This is a genomic window from Rhizobium sp. Root491 (genome assembly GCF_001427205.1).
GTDB lineage: Bacteria > Pseudomonadota > Alphaproteobacteria > Rhizobiales > Rhizobiaceae > Agrobacterium > Agrobacterium tumefaciens.
The window spans coordinates 601,945-620,927 of the sequence record NZ_LMFF01000012.1; the positions used below are offsets into that span (position 1 = coordinate 601,945).

The window sequence follows — 18,983 nt, forward strand, 5'->3', positions numbered from 1 at the left end:
GATGATGGCCAGCCGGAACATGAACCTTGATGTCATCGTCCGTCTCAGGGACCTTTTAAGCGGCCCTTTGCGCGGCGTTAAAGGTGCGCTTGATGGCATCGCCAATACTGCCCGAAAGATCGGTCTCGTTGGCGCCGCCGTTGCCGGCATTTCCTTCCTCGGCCCCATGCAGGAGGCCGCAGCTTTTCAGCAGCAATTGATCGACATAGCCGGAACGTCAAATCTAACAGGACAGGCGGCGTTTGCGTTCGTCGATCAGTCGAAGGCGAAATTCGAGCAGCTCGCCCTCGATGTCGGTCAGCTTTCCGATACCGTCGCCCGAGGCGCGGGGCAGATGATCGCGGCCGGCGTAGATAACGGGCTGGTAGACCGCTCGATCGGATCGATCAGTCGGGCCGCCACCGCCGCCAATGCCGAGATGAACGACATGGCGTCCGTCGCCACGTCGCTTCTCACCACGCTGAAGCTTCCTGCCGATCAACTGGATGATGCCCTCGGGGCGCTGGTAACGGCGGGCAAACTCGGCTCCTTCGAGCTTAAGGACATGTCGCGCTATTTCCCGACGCTGACCGGGCAGATGGCGAAGTTCGGCGTGACCGGCCGCGAGGCGATCAACTTCCTCGGCGCTGCCCTCCAGATCGCCCGCAAGGGAACGTCCGATCCGGCCGAGGCCGCCAACAACCTGAAAAACTTCCTGTCGAAAGTGCTTGCGCCGACCACGGTCAAGAATTTTGCCGACATGGGCGTCGATATCCAGGGCGTGATGCAGGATGCGGTCACGAAGGGCATCAACCCGATCGAGGCGGTGGTGCAGAAGATCACGAAGCTGACCGGCGTTTCCAGCAAGGAAATTCAGGGGCTGATGGGCAAAGCGAAGGCTGCTGGCATGTCCGACGCCGACGCACTGGCATCCGTGCGCGAGCAGCTCGAAAAGATTTACGGCGCTGGCAAGCTCGGCGAGCTGTTCTCCGACATGCAGGTCATGGACTTCCTGATCCCCATGCTCGGCAACATCGACGAATACAAGTCGATCAAGGACGAGGTCGCGAAGGCGACAGGCAGCGCCATCGATGCCGACTTCGAAACCCAGATGATGGGCCTCAATCGCCAGCTCACCATCTTCCGCGAAATCGGCACGCAGGCGTCCCGCGAAGTAGGTCTCGCATTCGGCACATGGATGCCGGCGATCAACGGCTATCTGACGGATGGCCTCAGATGGATACGCGGGTGGGACGCGGCGACGGGCGGCATGGTCAAGCAGGGCCTCGCCTTTGCCGGCGTGGCTGTCCTGGCGGCGACCGGTCTCGGCGTTCTCGGCGTTGTATTGCCAGCGATCGGCGCGGGCCTGTCGGTTCTGGCAGCGCTCTTCAGCCCGGTGGGCATCGCGCTTGCCGGTATCGCGGCCGCTGGCGTCTATATCTATCGCAACTGGTCAAGCTACGCGCCGCGCCTGTCGCAACTGTGGAACCGCATGGGCAAGGCCTATGCCGACGCCATGACTGTCGGGACTGCGATCGTCAACCGCTTCGGTCCGATGATTCGTTCCGGCCTCGGCAGGGCGCTCCAGGACGTGACGGCCGGCTGGCAGAACCTGAAGACCTTCGTGTCCGGCTTCATGCGTGGCCTCGATCTCCAGTTCGATTTCTCCGGCCTGACGATCAGCGATGTCCAGCTCGGCGCGTTCCGCGTCCTCGATACCGCGTTGAACGGCATCGCTACGGCCTGGGGAATGATCCGGGATTTCGGCTCCGGTTTTGCGAACTGGCTGGAGCCGATCGGACAATCGGCCGGTGGCGCGGTCAGGGCGATCGGCGGCATTGCCACCGGCTTCTATCGCCTCGGGACAGCAATCCGCGAGCTTGTCGGCCTCGGCGAAGGCGGCAAGATCACCGGCATGCTGTCCGGCATCATGTTGTTCCTCGGCGATCTCGCGGGCAAGACAGTGCTGGGCGCTGTCATGGTTCTTGAGGACGTTGCGAAAGCCATTGAGTGGGTCGTGAACGGTATCGCCTCGCTGGTGGAAGCCATCAATCGCGGCATCGACTGGAGTGCGCTTGTTCCCCAGGGAATTGCCGAGGCGTGGAACAGCGTCGCGTCGGCGCTTGAGAGAGTGCAGAATGCGCTCAGCATTGAAAGCGTCTCGGACGCGCTTGGCGTTTCCGGCCAGCGCAACATGACCCGCTTTGGCCGTAACAGCGTACTGCCCGCCAACCAGAACGGTGTCCTGCCGGCACAGGCGTCGCCGACCGCACCGGCCGCACCACAGCAGCTCAACGTCAATACCGAGGCGAAGGTTGTTGTCGAAGGTCCCGGCAAGGTTGTCGGCCAGACAACGACCGTCACGTCGCCGTCGCCGAACGTCAACACCGGCCGCGCTGTCGGGAGGCCCTGATGCTTCTCGACAGCCTCAATGCTGCTGAAGGACTGCTGCCGGGTTTCTATCGCGGCATACCGCTTTCCATCGTCGATATATCGAGCGACCATGGGCGGCGGGTTCTCGAATACCTGTTTCCGGGTGTCGATCCTGCCGCCTATGACGATTTCGGCGTCGGGCCTTCCGGCATCAGTATCGAAGCGCTTTATGTTGGCGACGATTATCGCGTGCGTGCGCGGCTCCTCGCCAAAGCCTTCGAGACTTCCGGTCCTGCATTGCTCATTCATCCATGGCTTGGCCCGATGCAGGTCATCATGGAAGAGCCGGCGCAAATCCGCTTCTCGGAACGGGAACTGCGGGTTATCCGGATTTCGGCCCGGTTCAAGCGCGCGCCATCTTCTTCGGCATCCGGTTTCTCCGGGGGCCTTCTGCCCTCGGCGCTCGTAAGCTTCAGCAGTGCCGTGACCTCGCTTGCCGCGTCGATCGCGCTGACGGTCATTTCCAGCGCCAGAACCGCAGCGACCATTCGCAGCCGGCGCGTCACGTCTTCCCTGGCCGATTCGATCACGGCGCGTCCGGACGCTCGCTCGGCCGTCAGCCAGATACGCTCGGCGCTGGAAGCGTCGTCGCCGTCCTCGCCCGTCGCATTCGACACATGGGCCAGCTCGGCCGCCACGGTCATTGCCCAGACGATCGAGGTTCCGGCCGTGGCACCTGCGACGACAACGGTAGCCGCAACGCCCAGCGCCCAGGCGCTGATGAGCGCCGGCCTTTCCATCTCGTCGGGGCTGCTGACGGAAGCGGGCAAGGCACCTTCCGCGATCGATGCGCTGTTGCTCGCCGGCGCGGCCGGACAGTTCCTCGCGGCGACGGCCGAGCAATCCTCCTATGCGGATTTCGTGTCACGGCAGGAAGCGCTCCGTTACCGCGCCGCCATGACCTCGGCGCTCGCCTCACTAGTTGACCAGGTCGAGGAGAAAGCCCCGGACATGATGCAGGCCGCCAGCTCGGCGCTCTCGTCTGCTGCGCGATCGCTGACGGCCGCGATCGTCTCCGATCTCAACGAGGTGATCGGCCGCCTGCCGTCCGTGCGCCGCTTGTCGGTCAATCGCGATGCCGCCGCCTGGCTGGTTGCGCAGCATCTTTCCGGCGACACGCCGGCACTGCTCGAAGTCGTCTATGCTGATATCGTCGCCCGCAATGATCCATCGCATCCGGCGCAATTGCCGGCCGGCGATATCGAATTTCTGGAGCGCGGTTGATGGCCAAAAGCATCAGGCTCTTTCTCGATGGCACGGCCTATGATCAGTGGACATCAGGCGAAGTCACCCGCGACCTGAAGGACTTTTCCGGTAGCTTCAGCTTCACGTTTCGTGATGGCGAGGCGTCCGAAGCTACGTTCCCTTTCGCCTCGATGCCGAACCTGCCGCGTCTTCGAACCCAGATGCAGGCGAAGATCATGATCGGCAAACGCACAGTGTTGCTCGGCCACATCGAAGAGGTGGCCTATGATGTCAGAGACGGTAATGCATCGGTAACGATCTCCGGCCGGGACAAGACCGGCGATCTGATCGACTGCTCGGCACTGGCGGAAGGTCCGGCCGAGCTGAAGGGCGTCAAGCTGGAGGCCGCAGCCTCGAAAATCGCCGAGCCGTTCGGCCTGAAGGTCCGGACGGAAGTTGACACCGGCGACGCCTTCGACCGTTACTCGATCGACCTTGGCGAAACTGCCTTTTCCGCGATCGAGAAAGGGTCGAGACAGCGCAGCGTCCTTATCCTTTCGGATGGTGTCGGCAACATCGTCATCACCCGAACGGGTAAGACCCGTGCTCCCGATGGGATTAATCTCCCAGGCAACGTGATGTCGGTTCGGGCTACCGAAAGCACGGCTAACCGCTTCAGTAAAACCGTGGTGCGCGGCCAGTCGGAACGTTCGGGCAAGGCCCGCAGCGCCGCCGCCCTTGATGCCACGGCCGAGCCTATCGGCGCGGACAGCCGCAACGACGGCGACGGTTCGGCCCGCGAGCGCGAGCGCAAGGGAACCGTGGCAACAGGTAAGGCAGATGATGGCGAAATCAGACGGTATCGCCCGGTTGTCCATCTGGCCCGCAGCAAGGCAGGCGCGGTCAGCGCCCAGGACGAAGCCGAGTGGCGCAATCGCACGTCCCGCGCCGAGGGTGACGAGCAGACTTATACCGTCAAGGGCCATGAGGTGAACGGGCAGCTCTGGACGGTCAATCAGGTGGTTCCCGTTTCCGATGCCTTCCTCGGCATCGAGCGCGATCTGCTGATTTCCGCCGTCCGTTATTCCGAGGCAGACGAAATCACCACGGATATTTCCGTTTGCTCGGCCGAGGCCTTCGACAAGGAGCCGGTGGGCAAGCGCCGGACGGACAAGGCCGGAAAGGGCAAGACCGCGAAAAAGAGTTCCGGCCCGCTGGACGGCAAGGCGGAGGCACTATGAGCGAGACCGAGATCGTCAACAAGCTGCGCGGCCTGGTCCGTCGCGTCACCGTGAAGGACATCAAGGATGAAGGCCAGATGCAGACGGCCTCAGCCGAGGTGGCGGAAGGTGTCTGGCGCGATGATCTTGAAGTCATGTTGCCCTATGGCCTGCTCTCGGTTCCCGACGATGACGGCGCTGTCGGTGTCGCGCTGGCGATCGGTGGCGACGAAGGCGATATGGTCATCCTGCCGCTCGCCAATCCGTCGCAACGCATCGGCGGCTTGAGCAAGGGCGACGTCGGTATCGGCAACAAGTTCGGCGATCGCATTATCGTCAAAGCCAGCGGCGGTATCGAGGTGCAGGCCGCCAGTTCCGTCACCTTCAAGGTGGGCGGGGTGACGATGACGATTGATGACACAGGACTGAACGTCAACGGCGGCAGCATCAAGCACGACGGCGTTGTGATCGACAAGACCCACAAGCACAAGGGTGTCGTGCCGGGCCTTGGTGATACTGATGTGCCGTTGGGCGGCTGACCGCCCGCCACGGCGGGCCTGATCAGGCTTGCGCGCGCGCGATAGTTTCGCGCCATGACCGGATTTTTCGACCTCGCTTTGACCTATGACGCCACGCGGCGCTGCTGCGATCTGGTGCTCGATGACGATTTCAATCTGGTCCTGGACGAAACGTCCGTGACGCCGGTCCTACTTTCGGTCGGTCTTGATCGCCGCGCCTCCCCAGACGATGAGCTGCCGGAAGGCCGGTCGCAGTTTCTGGCCCCCATTTCCTTCTCCGAACGCCGTGGCGCGCTTCTCGACGGTCTCAATGCTGCCGGCGACATGGCGGGCTGCAAGATGTGGCTGCTGGAGCGCGCCAAGGAAACCGAGACCACCCGCCAGCTCGCCGAATATTATCTCGCCGAGGGCCTCGGCTGGGCCGAGACCGATACCGGAACGCCGGCAGAAATCGAAGTCTGGTGGCTGCGAGATGGCGTGCTTGCCTATCGTGTCCTGGTCGAGGATGTCACGCTCGAACTGACGCGGAAGGTGGCGTAATGGTCTGGCCTGTACCCGCCGCGAAATCGATCTTTTCCCGCCTTGCCGCCGCCGCTGAAGTGATCCTGCTCGGCATTTACCCCGAAGTGGATGTGAAAGCGATTTCCCGCGCCGTCCGTTCAGCGCGCGGCATGTTCGCCGTCATCTGGAGCGCGGTGGCCCCGGAAGTGCGCGAGACGCACGACCATATCGCATGGTGGGCGCGGCAGTGGATGCCGGACAGCGCCGACGACGAAACCATGATCCTTCGCCATGCCTCCATCTGGGGCATCGAGCCGCGTCCCGCGACAAAAGCAGTCGGTTCCGTCACGATCGAAGGTGTGGCCGGAACCGTTCTGGCCTCGGGCATCGTGCTGACATCGACCGCCACCAACACATACGTGACCACATCGGGCGGCACGATCGCTGCCGGTGGCACCGTCATCGTCACGGCCCAGGCGGTCACTGCCGGCAGCGCCGGCAATCTAGAAAGCGGTGTCCAGCTTTCGACGCTTGCCGCATATCCGGAGATTTCGAAGGTCACGGTCGCAACCGCCTTTGCGGGCGGCGCTGATGACGAAGAGCCGGAAGAAGTCCAGGTGCGTTATCTTCAGCGCATCCGCGAGCCGCCGATGGGCGGTTCTTCCCAAGACTACAAGGCATGGGTGGGCAACGTCGCCAGCGTCTACGCCGTGAAAGTCGTAGAGGACTGGATCGGTCGCGGCTCTGTGGGCCTTGTCATCGCCCTGAAGAATGACGACGGCGCGCCGCGCATCCCGACCGAACTGGAGCTGACCGCGATCGGAAATTACATCGGCGCGCAGGGTAGCCAGACTGGCGTCCGGCCTGTCACCGCGCGCGTTATCCCGGTCGCGGCCGAGCTGGTCGAGGTGCCGGTGAGCGTGCGCCTTCGTCCGGATGGCGCTTTGACCAGGGCGGCGGTCCAGCTCGCCTATGATCGCTTCATTGCCACCATCGGCGACGAAGATGACATGGAGAACGAAAGCCCGATCGGCGCGACCATCGAGCCTTCGCGCATCTCGGAAGCCATCTCGGCCGCCGATGGCGAATATTCGCACGATCTGACCGTCCCTGCCGCCAGATACACGCTCGGCACCAAGGAATGCCCGATCGCCACCGAAATCACATGGCTGGATTGAGGGGGCTTTAAGAGATGTCCAGAACCTCTTCAACGATCCTTCAAAGCCTGTTTTCGAAACTGCCGATTGGCTGGGCGCTCCGCTATCGCGGTGGCGTCATGGGCGTGATCCTCGGCGCGATCGCCGAGGCCATCGCAGACGCCGAGGCGGCGGCCGAAGCGATGATGAACGAGACGGACCCGCGCCTGGCGGACAAGCTCCTTTCGGATTTCGAGCGTTGCCTTGGCCCCGATCCTTGCGGGCGCGACAATGACGGCCTGACCGTGCAGCAGCGCCGCCAGCTCGCCTTCCAGCGCTGGACGGCCCGAGGAGGCCAGTCGATCCCGTATTTCGTGTCCATTGCGGCAGCGCTGGGCGTCACGATCACCATTGAGGAATTCTGGCCGAGCCGGGCCGGCGTCCTGCGCGCCGGTCAGCGGTTGCGGCCGGATGGATCGCAGTTCGTCTGGCGCGTCAACATTCCCGGCCTTGTCACGGTCACTAAATTTCGGGCAGGCACCAGCCGCGCCGGCCATCGCCTCGGATCGTTCGAAGTTTCGGCAATCGAGTGCGTTTTGCGCCGCTACAAGCCTGCCCACACAACCCTTGTTTTCAAGTACGGAGAAGCCTGATGGATCGCATCAACGGCGCTGACACTATCGATATCGGCGGCGGCCGGCGTGGCTTCCGCGACGAAAACCTCGTAACAGGAACGGCCGGCACCGTAGTCACGGCCCTGCACCTCAACAGCATGCAGGAAGAAGTCCTGAAGGTTATCACCGAGGCAGGCCTTGTCCCGAGTGACGGTGACTGGACGCAGCTCTGGCAGGCACTGCAAATCCTCGGGCTGTCATCCGACAGCCGTAGTCGTCGTTGGCTCTCCGTCATTTCGATGACGCTATCGAGTGCACCCGGTTCACCTTCAGTTGGCGACACCTATCTTATTCCGACCGGCGCAACGGGAATTTGGGCAACCCACGTGGGCGCGATAGCGCAATGGGGTGGGTCTTCCTGGTCATATCTGACCCCACCTGATGGTCATGGTATCAGCCTGCCGGATGGACGTGTCTTCCTGCGGATCGCCGGCACTTATGCTCAGAAGATTGCTCTCGATGCACAATCAGGCAAATGGACCTATGCCGTCGCCGGAGGCACCGCAAACGCCTTAACCGTTACACTCAACCCAGCGCCGGCGGCGCTCGTGCCGGGCATGGTCCTGGATGTAGGGATTTTGGCCGAGAACACCGGGGCAGCGACCCTTGATGTGAATGGCCTTGGCGCTGTCCCGATCCGCACTATGTCTGGTGCTGCGCTCCAGCGTGCGGACCTTCAAATTGGGTCTATAACTCGTCTCGTTTACTCCGGAACCGCTTGGTTGCTCGGCGGTGGACTTGCCCGATCGGAAGTCCCGCTAGTGCCAACGGCGGATGTCGTTCTGTATGTCCGCACTGATGGTAACGACAATAATGATGGTGGCGCAAATACCGCTGGCCGTGCCCTAGCTACCATTCAGCGAGCCATCGACGTCATCACAACGCGTTACTCTACCAGTGCAAGCTTCGGTGTCCGGATTGTTCTTGGAAATCCCGGAACATATGCTCCTGCCATCAACAGCCGTTACCCAGGCTCGATTACGATCGAGGGCAACGGTGCGGATTACATCATCACGAGTGGTCCCATTGGTGCTGGCGCTCCGGCTTCTTTCGCCAGCCGAGCGGGACGCGTCACCCTGAAGGGCCTCACGCTGGAAAACACAACGGCAAGCGGCACTGCTTTTTCTGTCGGTGCACTCGGCGGCTTTGTCGCCCTTGATACTATCAGCATCAAATCGTTGCTCAACAACCCGGCTTATATGGCGATCTACGTGGTTGAGAACGGCGTCAGTACCGCCCTAAACCAGATCGTTGTGAACGGAGGTGATGGCGTCCAGAGGCAGATGCGCGCGCTTATTCACACCGACACAGGCGGCATCTTCAATGGAGCACCCGGCACCTCACCGTGCACTATCTTCATCGCCCCGGTATCTTGGGCAGCAGGGGCAGCAGAGGCCGTTCTTTCTAGTGTGGCGCGGTTCGCAAACATCACCATATCCCCTGCCGGCTCGTTCGCAGGCCCACGTTTCAACGCCGCATCAGCGGGCGTGATCGATACGTCTGGTGGCGGCGCAAATTACTTCCCCGGCTCCTCTGCCGGCACCATCAATGGTGGCTTTTACTATTAAAGGAGTGAGATCATGTTTTTGCCCAATAACTGGTACTGGCGCGCTGACGACGGGCGTCTGTTTTCATCGGCTCGTACCTCTCTTATCCAGGATGACGATCCAGAATTCCTCGCATGGCTGGAAGGCGGCATTAACCCGACCCGTTGGCCTTCTGACGATGATGGGGAGCAAACTGATGCGGCGCTTCAGGGGGTTCTCACGCCATATGGTCTCATCGTAGCATCAAGTGCTTTGGACGCCGCCCGCCAGCGCCGCATAGCCGGTTTGTCCGGTGCCTGCGAGCAGATGATCATCAGCGGCTTCACCTCGTCGGCGCTTGGGGCGGTGCACAACTATCCGAGCAACATCAAAGATCAGCTCAATCTTATGGGTTCGGTCACCGACAGTATCGTCCCGGGACTTTCTGAAGATTGGGAAACGCCTTTCTGGGTACGCGACACTGACGGTCAATGGAGTTGGAAAATGCATACTGCCGCCCAAATCCAGCAAGCAGGCCGCGACGGAAAAGCGCATGTAGTCCATGGGCAAACCAAACTTGCCAACCTCACTGCGCTGGTTCTCGCGGCAGAAACGCAAGAGGCCGTTGAAGCCATAGTTTGGCCTGAAGGAGCGCCGGCGTAACACGCAGACAAATGAGCAATCTGAAGTCGCCAATCCTAGATCGCATGACACTTCGTAGCAAAAGTTGAATGCGGTTGAATTAGTTCTCGCTTACATTGCTGTTGACACAGCGGAAGATATGGCTCAGTCGAACCGCGCTTATGTAGAAACGACATTTTCCGGGGGGAACATGGCAAGCGAGTTGAAGCGCGAAAAGCGCGGTGAATTGGAGGCTATCCGTGGCCTTGCAGCCTGCTCCGTAGTGGCTGGTCACTTTTTTGGTTGCTTCGCTCAGCCGGGTAACTTGACGGGCGTTAGCCGAAATCTCTATTCAGCGCTGACAAACGGCTCAGCAGCCGTTGTAGTGTTTTTCGTCCTCTCCGGCGTTGTACTACCGCTCTCTTTCTTTCGATCAGGAGGCAACACAAGCACGATCGCTGTGGCGGCGCTAAACCGATTCCCCCGACTGATGTTATTAGTGTTTTTGACTGTGATGGGTTCCTATCTGATCACTGTTCTAGGATGGAACTATTCGAAAACAGCTTCAGAAATATCCGGCTCAACCTGGTTCGCTAGCTATGGCTTCCCTAACGCAACAGAACACTTTGTACCGGATTTTGCTACCGCTCTCTGGCAAGGCCTGTTTGGAACGCTTTTTGAGAACAGGAGCGAGTTCAATGTGTCCCTTTGGACAATGCATCACGAACTGTACGGCAGCTTCATTACCTTTGGTCTCGCCATGGTGTTTTTCAAAGCTCCAATGAGAGTTGTCTACGTACTGACTGGATTAGCTTTTATTGCTCTCCAGTTCACTGCTTGGCGCTTGACCCCTTTTGTGGTCGGGACTGCCCTTTCAGCCTTTTTGTATCAGCGCCCGCAGTTTTCGCTGAAACTTCCCGTATCTCTTGGCCTCATTGTGATTGGCTTTCTTTTCTATCGGTTCAGTCCCGCAAACGCGGCTTACTGGCCCACAGCGTTCATCCCTTGGGGTAGTGACGATCAGAAAGGTTGGTTGATCTACACCTTAGCTGGTGTGAGTTTCATTCTCGGCGTGGTGGGGAACGAACTCGTCAGGAACGTGATGAATGCAAAATGGCTGGTCGCGTTGGGCCGGTATTCGTTTGCCATGTATGCCGTCCACATGCTGATAATGAGTTCTCTGGTAAGCTTGGTGCTTATCTACGTTGCGCCATTGGGCAAGGTCCCAGCCCTTACTATCGTCACGATCGTATTCGTCGCTTCTCTGGCCGCAGCATCTTATGTGCTGACCAAAATCGATGAATGGTGGACGAAGCGGACGCAATCAGCGATTAAAGCTCTTATTGCGACCCAAGCGACAGCACCGGCACAGTGTTCAAGCGTTCCTTCTTTTAAAGGCGCCTAAAGGGACGCTTAAAGCGTCTGTAGCACTCGTTTGTGAGCGGCCGAACCAGCCAACTGCGGATTTTGACAGGAGCTTTGGAATTGACAGAAATTCCGATTTCTCGTGTCAAAATTCCGAAATCGCGCTACAGGGTACAGCGAGGAATGCCGCAAATTCTCAACGTACGTCCAGAAGACGACGCAAACTTTGCTTTTCTCATTGAAGATGAATGGTAGCGGGAGAGGGACTTGAACCCCCGACACGCGGATTATGATTCCGCTGCTCTAACCACCTGAGCTACCCCGCCACAGGGAAAACGTGACAGCCATGTGACCGTCCGCTCCATCAGGATGAGCGGCTTATAAGGTGCCGCTCCCCAAAGTGTCAAGCGCATGACGCGCAAAAAATTCGCTTTCCACACGGCGGTGAAAACCGATTTGTTTCAGGCAGCAACCGGCTTTTCCAAAAGCGCCTTCAGCGAAGCCTCGGCGTCCACCGAGCGTTCCGAACGTTCGATGAAACCACCACCGTAAACGCGGGCATCCGCGCCCGGTGCAGAATAGAGCACGCAGGCCTGACCGGGAGCGACACCCGCCTCGCCGGTCATCAAATCCACGTAGATGCCGTTTTCATCGGCATGCAACATCGCTTCGGTTGGCGGGCGGGTGGAGCGCACCTTGGCGAAGCAGGCAAAGCCCTGCCCGGCCTCGTCCGCAAGCGCGCCATCGCCAAGCCAGTTCATGTCTCGCAGATAGACACGGCGGGTCTCCAGCGCCTCCCGCGGACCGACGATGACCCTGCGGCCACGCGCATCGAGATGCACGACATACAGCGGCTCCCCAGTCGCGACACCAATACCCCGGCGCTGACCGATGGTATAATGCACGATACCGTCATGGCGGCCGAGTACGCGCCCGTCCAGATGGACGATATCGCCCGCCAACGCCGCATTCGGCTTCAGCTTGTTGATGATATCGGTATATTTGCCCTGAGGTACGAAACAGATGTCCTGACTGTCGGCCTTCTTGGCGACGACGAGACCCATATCTTCCGCCAGCGCGCGTGTTTCGGCCTTTGAGAGGCCGCCGAGCGGAAACCGCAGATAGTCGATCTGCTCCTGCGTCGTTGCAAACAGGAACCAGCTCTGGTCACGATCGCTATCGATCGGGCGATAGAGCGCGCGGCGTCCCGGTTGGCCGGCAACGGGATTGGGACGCGAGCGGATGTAGTGGCCGGTCGCCAGCGCATCTGCGCCGAGTTCCTGAGCAGTGGCGAGCAGATCGGCGAATTTTACCGTCTGGTTGCAGGCAACGCAGGGGATCGGCGTTTCACCCATCGCATAGGCTTCGGCAAAGGGATTGATGACGGTTTCGCGGAACCGCGCTTCATAATCCAGCACATAGTGGGGAATGCCGAGCGTTTCGCAGACCCTGCGCGCATCGTCAATATCCTGTCCCGCACAGCAGGAGCCGGCGCGGTGCACAGCCGCACCGTGGTCGTAAAGCTGGAGAGTTATGCCGAGGACGTCATAGCCCTCGCGCTTGAGGATACCGGCCACAACCGAAGAATCGACGCCACCGGACATGGCGACAACGATCCGGGTGTCTTCCGGCCTCTTGTCAAAATCGAGCGTATTCACGTTTTTTCCCATCGTCAGTCATAACGGGGGTAAAGGCCCCGCCGCCTGTCGGTCATCCGCTGCGGCAAGCCTTAGTCGAAAAAGACTGTCCTGCCTCGCCACCATGCGGATTTAAGGGCTGCATATAGAAAGGAATGGCCGCGCACGCAAGTACGGGGCGGAAAACCGCCCCGTAAAGCCATTAGAGTGAGGTGGTGACCGGTTGTTAAGCGCCCGCCGTCTTCTGGCCGCTGCTGCCAATCCACTTGTCGCGCTCCCTCCACAGGGCCGGCAAAGCCAGCAAGCCTATTGCGGTAAGGGCAATTAGCGTCTTGCTGACCTGCGAAAGTTCGGCCGTACGGCCATCCAGATAATAGACGCCATAGACGATAGCCACGTGCCAGACATAGACCTGAAGCGAATGGCGGCCGAGCAGCTGCAGGAATTTCAGCGAGAGCACCCAGATCACGCCCTCCGCAATCGAGCGGACGATCGGGCGGTGATGCTTCGGACCAGCGATCACCAGCCAAGTGAGACCCACACCAACAGCAAGGAAATTGATGAGGTAGACCGGGCCGAAATCGGCACGGATCTCCATCGTGGAGAACTTGCCCATCACGAATTCCGGCATCAGGCCCCAGGCGGTTGCGATACGAAGCGGCATGAAAAACAGGCAGATGAGAAGTGCCGCCTTCGGAAGCCATGTTTGTTGCGGTGAGAAGATCGCCTTCCACGGAATGCGGTTCTGCGCCGTCATCGCGCCCAGCACCAGCGCCGAGTAGAACACCAGCTGCCAGCCGAGAAGATTGAAGCTGACGCGGATACCCTGCTCGTCGGCACCCTTGACGAGTTCATTGAGCGGCGTCGTCACGATCTGCTGAAGACCGAGCTGGCCGGCCATCCAGACCAGCAGCGAGCCTGCCATGACATAAGCCCATTTGCCGTCGAGGCAGAGTTTAACGAGGACGGGTGCGAACAGCATGTAAACAATGTACTGCGGCAGAATATCCATGAATGTAGGCTGGAAAAGGAATGTCGCAATCGCCGCCAGACGCAGCGGATCGTCGAACGACGTCATGCCCAGCCAGTTGTACCAGATATAGGGCGCATGCGGGATGACCATGCGGAAGAACAGCACGGCGATGACGAGACCCATCGCATAGCGATAGAGCTCCATCGCCCGGTTCCAGATCATCTGTTTGCCGGCATCATAGCCATATTTCATCATCTTGCGGGCATAGACCATGCCGATCAGCAGACCGGACAGAAAGACGAAGCCCTGCGCGTCTTCCACGAAGGCAAACTGGCGGTGATTGATTTCCACCAGCCAGAAACCGCCTGCAAACACCAGATGGTTGATCAGCATGAAGACGAGGAAGTAACCACGCATCCCGTCGATCAGGTCAAAGCGTTTCATCTCGATAGCTCTCCGTTCTCGCGGGCCGTGCATTGCCCGGCCACCCAGCCCGGCTTGCGGGAGGCGGGCCGGGAATTGGATTGTCAACGCTGTTTTGCGCCTGTGGTTCCCTTCCCAAAGCGGTTTAGAACCGGCGCGAAAAGTAACATTGACGTGTACGCATGCTGGTTAGGATGCGCGGACTGAACACCGGATGAATGAAAAACGGCAATTCCGTGGAGCAAAAGAGCTATGCGTCAGCGCCACGCCTCGACGAAGAGGGCGCAAACCCCTGCATGGCAGGGAAAACGCGGACAGCCACTCGCGGGACGATACAGATATCACCCGTTAGATTTATCAGTCATTTTTTTGGAGAGTTGCGATCTGCCACCGCGATCACTGAATTATCGACGAAAGACAATGTCGCGGCATCACGCATCGCGGTACGCAAAAGCCCGGAGGTTGGTAAAACCTCCGGGCTGTTTCATTCAGACAAGACTACGCGTCGTCTCAGGCAGCGGCCTGAATGGCGGCGACCTGCCAGTTGTCGTTACCGCCACGGCGCACGAAGGTCCACATTTCCACCGCTTCGGACGGATGCTGCTCGTCCCCTTCGATCACCTTGCCGGAGGTGCGGTCGCGCATAATGTCGATGGCGGAGTAGCGCATGGCTACCGTTGCATAGTCCTGGCCCTCTTCGTGCCAGGCTTCGGCAACATCGCCCTGCAGCAGCGTTACGTCGCGCACGTCGTTTTTCACGCCGCTCGTCGCGTTGTCGCTCAGTTCCTCAGCAAGATAGGACATGGCTTCCGGCGTCGTCAGCTTGCGCAACGTGCCGTAATCTTCAGCCCCATAGGCAGCCTGAACATCCTGCAGCATTTTCTGGAAGACTTCGAGATCGCTCTGGGTAATGCCAATTTCGTCACCTTCGGACATAGCATTGGCATGTGCCACCGGCTTTGCGGTTGCGGCAGTGGCCGCGGCTGCGCCGCCCGCAGCACCGGCAAGCGCGCCGATCTTCGGAATCTTGAACGAGGATGCGGAAGGACCTGCCTGCGGGCCGCCATTAAAGGAGGAGCCGGAATGATCCGTGCGCTGCGATCCGCCTGCGCCACCGAAAGCCGGCTGGCCCTGACGGCGCGATGCGAAGAAACGCATGGCGAACATGACCAGAAGGCCAATCAGCGCCACCTGCAGCAACATACCGAAGAAACCGGCCATACCGCCGAAACCGCCGCCCATGAGCATGCCGAACAGGCCACCCATCAGCAGTCCGCCCATCAAGCCACCCATCATGCCGCCAAACAGGCCACGGCTCTGCTGCGGTGCCTGCGCACCGGGACGCGCCGGCTGTGCAGCGCCGGGCGTCGCCTGGTTTTGCTGGGTGTTAGGAGTCATGCTGCGGTTGATCGGCGCGGTCTGGCCGGGGGCGGTGCTGGTCGACGGCGGCGCGGAAAACGTCCTTGTGCCGCGGCTACCGAAACCGCCGCTCGCACGGCGTGCTTCCGCCATATCGACGGCTACGAAAGATACCGCGATACCAAGCGCGGCGACTGCGAACAAACCTTTGAAGCGCCGAAAGGCAGCAAACATCACTATCTCCTGTTGGCCACCCTCCCATGAGCGGCATATCAGCACGCGATATAGCAACTCATGATCATCATTTTTAGTATGCCCGCCTTAAATTTTTCGTGATATGCAACCAGAGAGAGAAACACGCACACATTTCGGTGAAACCGGCGGTTCAGAAACAAAAAAACCGGCACAGGGTTTCCCCTGCACCGGCCCTTATTGTCCCCTTGGGAGGAACGATAGGTATCAGTCGATGTTGAATGTCAGCGGCCTGACCTGGCGGATTGCCGGGTTGGCGCGCAGCTTGTCCAGCACGTCTTCGGAAACCGGACCATCGACATAAAGAAGCGCGATGGCGTCGCCGCCTTCCTTTTCACGACCGAGCTGGAAGTTGGCAATGTTGACGCCAGCCTCACCAAGCGTGGTGCCCATGAAGCCGATCATGCCGGGAACGTCGGTGTTGGTGATGTAGATCATGTGCGATCCAACATCCGCATCCATGTTGATGTTCTTGATCTGGATGAAGCGCGGCTTGCCATCCGAGAACACCGTACCAGCAACCGAGCGAACCTGGTTTTCAGTCTTGACCGTCAACTTGATGTAACCGTCGTAAACGCCGGTCTTGTCACGCTTGACCTCGGACAGGATAACACCCTTTTCCTTGATCATAACAGGCGCGGAAACCATGTTCACATCCGCAACCTGGCTGCGGATAAGGCCCGCCAGCAACGCGCTGGTCAGCGCCTTGGTGTTCATGTTGGCGGTTGCACCATCATAAAGGATTTCGATTTCCTTGGTGGCGCTTTCCTGCACCTGACCGACGAAGGAGCCGAGGACATCCGCCAGACGGATGAAGGGCTTCAGGCGCGGTGCTTCTTCCGCCGTGATCGATGGCATGTTGATGGCGTTGGAGACGGCACCCTTGACCAGATAATCCGACATCTGCTCGGCAACCTGAAGCGCAACGTTTTCCTGTGCTTCCGTGGTCGAAGCGCCGAGATGCGGCGTGCAGACGACATTGGGAAGACCAAAAAGCGGGCTTTCGGTGGCGGGCTCGACTTCGAAAACGTCAAAGCCTGCACCGGCGACATGGCCGGACTTGATGGCGTCGGCAAGAGCCGCCTCATCCACCAGACCGCCACGGGCGCAATTGACGATACGTACGCCCTTCTTGGTCTTGGCAAGGTTTTCGGCATTGAGGATGCCGCGTGTCTTGTCGGTCATCGGCACATGCAGGGTGATGAAATCGGCCTGCGCCAACAGCTCGTCCAGCTCAACCTTCGTCACGCCCATTTCCTGCGCGCGCTCCGGCGACAGGAAGGGATCGTAGGCCAGAACGTGCATCTTCAGGCCAAGTGCGCGCGAGCAGACGATGGAGCCGATGTTGCCGGCACCGATGACGCCGAGCGTCTTGCCGGTGATTTCGACACCCATGAATTTCGACTTTTCCCACTTACCCGCCTGCGTGGAGCTATCGGCAGCCGGAAGCTGACGAGCGACGGCGAACATCAGCGCAATCGCATGTTCGGCAGTGGTGATAGAGTTGCCGAACGGCGTGTTCATGACGATGATACCGCGGCGCGAAGCGGCCGGGATATCGACGTTATCGACGCCGATACCGGCGCGGCCGATGACCTTGAGATTGGTCGCCGCTTCGATCAGCTTTTCGGTCGCCTTAGTGGCGGAACGAATGGCAAGACCATCGTAATTGCCGATGATTTCAGCCAGCTTGTCCTTGTCCTTGCCGAGTTTCGGCTGGAAATCGACTTCGACGCCACGATCACGGAAAATCTGGACGGCGGTTTCCGACAGTTCGTCGGATACGAGTACGCGAGGTGCCATGGTTCAGGGGCTCCTTGAAAAACGGTGCAGTTTTAAAAGCGGGAAATCGGCGGCCCTGCATCAACGCAGGGCCGGTATCAAAATCAGGCGGCAGCCTTGGAAAGTGTTGCCTTCTGCGTCTGGTAGGCCCAGGCGAGCCAGGGCATGACGGCTTCCATATCGGCCGTCTCGATGGTTGCGCCGGCCCAGATGCGCAGACCGGACGGTGCGTCACGGTAAGCGCCGATATCGAGGGCGACATTTTCCTTTTCAAGCAGGGCAACGATGCCCTTGGCGAAATCCGCCTGCGCAGCAGCATCCAGCGCCTGTACGTCGGGATCGACGATCTTCAGGCAGACGGAGGTGTTGGAGCGGGTTTCCGGCTTGACGGCCAGGTTGGCGATCCAGTCGTTCTTCTCGATAAAGTCGTAGATGACCTTGGCATTGGCATCAGCACGGCCAATCAGCGCCTTCAGGCCACCAAGGTTCTTCGCCCACAGCAGCGCGTCGATATAATCCTCAACGCAGAGCATGGACGGGGTGTTGATGGTTTCGCCAGTGAAGATGCCTTCGATGAGCTTGCCGCCGGAGACCATGCGGAAGATTTTCGGCAGCGGCCATGCCGGCGCGTAGCTCAGCAGACGCTCGACAGCGCGCGGCGAAAGGATGATGACGCCGTGGCCACCCTCGCCGCCCAGAACCTTCTGCCAGGAGAAGGTCACGACGTCGAGCTTTGCAAAGTCCATATCCTGCGCGAAGGCCGCCGAGGTGGCATCGCAGATAGTCAGACCCTTGCGGTCAGCAGGAATGAAATCGGCATTGGGAACGCGGACACCGGAGGTGGTGCCGTTCCAGGTGAAAACCACATCGCGGTCGAAATCGACTTCTGCCAGGTTCGGCAGCAGGCCGTAATCGGCCTCCAACTTGCGTACGTCCTTCAGCTTCAGCTGCTTGACGACATCGGTAACCCAGCCGGCACCAAAGCTTTCCCAGGCAAGCATATCGACGCCGCGTTCACCGAGCAGCGACCAAAGGGCCATTTCAACGGCGCCGGTGTCGGACGCGGGAACAATGCCGATGCGATAATCGGCGGGAACATTGAGAATTTCACGGGTGAGATCGATGGCCTGCTTCAGCTTGGCTTTGCCAACCTTGGCGCGATGCGAGCGACCGAGCGGTGCATCGGATAGAGCATCTAGCGACCAACCGGGACGCTTCGAGCAGGGACCAGAAGAAAAATGTGTATTGCCCGGACGGAGGTCCGGCTTCACTATATCTGTCATTTGACTACCCTTTCAGATAGGCGCCTCTCGTTAGGGAGAGGTGTCCTGACGCCGTTGCTATTCCTCTCACCGGCCTCCGTCAAGCGGAATATGTCGCTACGCATGAGAATTTTAGT

General features: G+C 59.8%; 15 protein-coding genes and 1 tRNA gene. 10 read left to right on the plus strand and 6 right to left on the minus strand.

What is annotated here, in order from left to right; all coding sequences use genetic code 11:
- Window positions 1–4 precede the first annotated feature (4 nt).
- The 10 genes from ASD46_RS13845 (at window position 5) to ASD46_RS13890 (ending at window position 11,198) form a co-directional block, all read left to right on the plus strand.
- Entirely contained in the window at window positions 5–2,392 is a 2,388-nt protein-coding gene (locus tag ASD46_RS13845) for a phage tail tape measure protein (RefSeq protein WP_162248392.1), read from the plus strand.
- On the plus strand, window positions 2,392–3,636 hold the full coding sequence (locus ASD46_RS13850; protein WP_060642469.1) for a DNA circularization N-terminal domain-containing protein: 1,245 nt from the start codon (window positions 2,392–2,394) through the stop codon (window positions 3,634–3,636). The genes ASD46_RS13845 and ASD46_RS13850 overlap by 1 nt, the downstream gene beginning before the upstream one ends.
- The gene (locus tag ASD46_RS13855) at window positions 3,636–4,838 is read left to right on the plus strand and encodes a phage baseplate assembly protein (protein WP_060642470.1); all 1,203 of its coding nucleotides are present in this window, start codon (window positions 3,636–3,638) and stop codon (window positions 4,836–4,838) included. Before ASD46_RS13850 ends, ASD46_RS13855 begins: the two co-directional genes overlap by 1 nt.
- Entirely contained in the window at window positions 4,835–5,356 is a 522-nt protein-coding gene (locus ASD46_RS13860) for a phage baseplate assembly protein domain-containing protein (protein ID WP_060642471.1), read from the plus strand. Before ASD46_RS13855 ends, ASD46_RS13860 begins: the two co-directional genes overlap by 4 nt.
- Before the next feature lie 54 nt (window positions 5,357–5,410).
- A complete protein-coding gene (locus tag ASD46_RS13865) occupies window positions 5,411–5,875 on the plus strand; it encodes a phage GP46 family protein (protein ID WP_060642472.1) in 465 nt (154 codons plus the stop codon).
- A complete protein-coding gene (locus ASD46_RS13870) occupies window positions 5,875–7,014 on the plus strand; it encodes a baseplate J/gp47 family protein (protein WP_060642473.1) in 1,140 nt (379 codons plus the stop codon). Before ASD46_RS13865 ends, ASD46_RS13870 begins: the two co-directional genes overlap by 1 nt.
- Before the next feature lie 14 nt (window positions 7,015–7,028).
- Window positions 7,029–7,625 carry a YmfQ family protein gene (locus ASD46_RS13875; protein ID WP_060642474.1) on the plus strand — a complete coding sequence of 199 codons (597 nt, stop codon included), beginning with the start codon at window positions 7,029–7,031 and terminating at the stop codon, window positions 7,623–7,625.
- Complete coding sequence (locus ASD46_RS13880) at window positions 7,625–9,214, plus strand: DUF2793 domain-containing protein (protein ID WP_060642475.1); 1,590 nt, start codon at window positions 7,625–7,627, stop codon at window positions 9,212–9,214. The genes ASD46_RS13875 and ASD46_RS13880 overlap by 1 nt, the downstream gene beginning before the upstream one ends.
- Window positions 9,215–9,226: 12 nt before the next feature.
- Window positions 9,227–9,835, plus strand: a complete 609-nt coding sequence (locus ASD46_RS13885) for a hypothetical protein (RefSeq protein ID WP_060642476.1) — start codon at window positions 9,227–9,229, stop codon at window positions 9,833–9,835.
- A gap of 118 nt (window positions 9,836–9,953) precedes the next feature.
- Window positions 9,954–11,198, plus strand: coding sequence for an acyltransferase family protein (locus tag ASD46_RS13890; protein WP_060642477.1), 1,245 nt, complete (start codon window positions 9,954–9,956; stop codon window positions 11,196–11,198).
- Window positions 11,199–11,407: 209 nt separating this feature from the next.
- Here the strand turns inward: ASD46_RS13890 and ASD46_RS13895 are convergent.
- The 6 genes from ASD46_RS13895 to ASD46_RS13920 form a co-directional block, all read right to left on the minus strand.
- A tRNA-Met gene (locus ASD46_RS13895) sits at window positions 11,408–11,484 on the minus strand.
- Between the two features lie 135 nt (window positions 11,485–11,619).
- Window positions 11,620–12,816, minus strand: a complete 1,197-nt coding sequence (mnmA, locus tag ASD46_RS13900; RefSeq protein ID WP_035199644.1) for a tRNA 2-thiouridine(34) synthase MnmA — start codon at window positions 12,814–12,816, stop codon at window positions 11,620–11,622.
- Window positions 12,817–13,021: 205 nt separating this feature from the next.
- A complete protein-coding gene (locus ASD46_RS13905) occupies window positions 13,022–14,212 on the minus strand; it encodes an OpgC family protein (protein ID WP_003511376.1) in 1,191 nt (396 codons plus the stop codon).
- A gap of 489 nt (window positions 14,213–14,701) precedes the next feature.
- Window positions 14,702–15,784 (minus strand): Tim44 domain-containing protein, encoded by a 1,083-nt coding sequence (locus ASD46_RS27100; RefSeq protein WP_003511377.1) that lies wholly within the window; start codon window positions 15,782–15,784, stop codon window positions 14,702–14,704.
- Window positions 15,785–16,009: 225 nt separating this feature from the next.
- The gene (gene serA, locus ASD46_RS13915; protein ID WP_003511378.1) at window positions 16,010–17,605 is read right to left on the minus strand and encodes a phosphoglycerate dehydrogenase; all 1,596 of its coding nucleotides are present in this window, start codon (window positions 17,603–17,605) and stop codon (window positions 16,010–16,012) included.
- A gap of 83 nt (window positions 17,606–17,688) precedes the next feature.
- A complete protein-coding gene (locus tag ASD46_RS13920) occupies window positions 17,689–18,867 on the minus strand; it encodes a phosphoserine transaminase (RefSeq protein ID WP_003511379.1) in 1,179 nt (392 codons plus the stop codon).
- Window positions 18,868–18,983: the final 116 nt, after the last annotated feature.

What these genes read in the sequence shown, in the direction of transcription:
- ASD46_RS13845 (WP_162248392.1), top strand. Translation starts at nt 5, where the DNA reads ATGGCCAGCCGGAACATGAACCTTGATGTCATCGTCCGTCTCAGGGAC.
- ASD46_RS13850 (WP_060642469.1), top strand. Translation starts at nt 2,392, where the DNA reads ATGCTTCTCGACAGCCTCAATGCTGCTGAAGGACTGCTGCCGGGTTTC.
- ASD46_RS13855 (WP_060642470.1), top strand. Translation starts at nt 3,636, where the DNA reads ATGGCCAAAAGCATCAGGCTCTTTCTCGATGGCACGGCCTATGATCAG.
- ASD46_RS13860 (WP_060642471.1), top strand. Translation starts at nt 4,835, where the DNA reads ATGAGCGAGACCGAGATCGTCAACAAGCTGCGCGGCCTGGTCCGTCGC.
- ASD46_RS13865 (WP_060642472.1), top strand. Translation starts at nt 5,411, where the DNA reads ATGACCGGATTTTTCGACCTCGCTTTGACCTATGACGCCACGCGGCGC.
- ASD46_RS13870 (WP_060642473.1), top strand. Translation starts at nt 5,875, where the DNA reads ATGGTCTGGCCTGTACCCGCCGCGAAATCGATCTTTTCCCGCCTTGCC.
- ASD46_RS13875 (WP_060642474.1), top strand. Translation starts at nt 7,029, where the DNA reads ATGTCCAGAACCTCTTCAACGATCCTTCAAAGCCTGTTTTCGAAACTG.
- ASD46_RS13880 (WP_060642475.1), top strand. Translation starts at nt 7,625, where the DNA reads ATGGATCGCATCAACGGCGCTGACACTATCGATATCGGCGGCGGCCGG.
- ASD46_RS13885 (WP_060642476.1), top strand. Translation starts at nt 9,227, where the DNA reads ATGTTTTTGCCCAATAACTGGTACTGGCGCGCTGACGACGGGCGTCTG.
- ASD46_RS13890 (WP_060642477.1), top strand. Translation starts at nt 9,954, where the DNA reads ATGGCTCAGTCGAACCGCGCTTATGTAGAAACGACATTTTCCGGGGGG.
- ASD46_RS13905 (WP_003511376.1), bottom strand. Translation starts at nt 14,212, where the DNA reads ATGAAACGCTTTGACCTGATCGACGGGATGCGTGGTTACTTCCTCGTC.
- ASD46_RS27100 (WP_003511377.1), bottom strand. Translation starts at nt 15,784, where the DNA reads ATGTTTGCTGCCTTTCGGCGCTTCAAAGGTTTGTTCGCAGTCGCCGCG.
- serA (WP_003511378.1), bottom strand. Translation starts at nt 17,605, where the DNA reads ATGGCACCTCGCGTACTCGTATCCGACGAACTGTCGGAAACCGCCGTC.
- ASD46_RS13920 (WP_003511379.1), bottom strand. Translation starts at nt 18,867, where the DNA reads ATGACAGATATAGTGAAGCCGGACCTCCGTCCGGGCAATACACATTTT.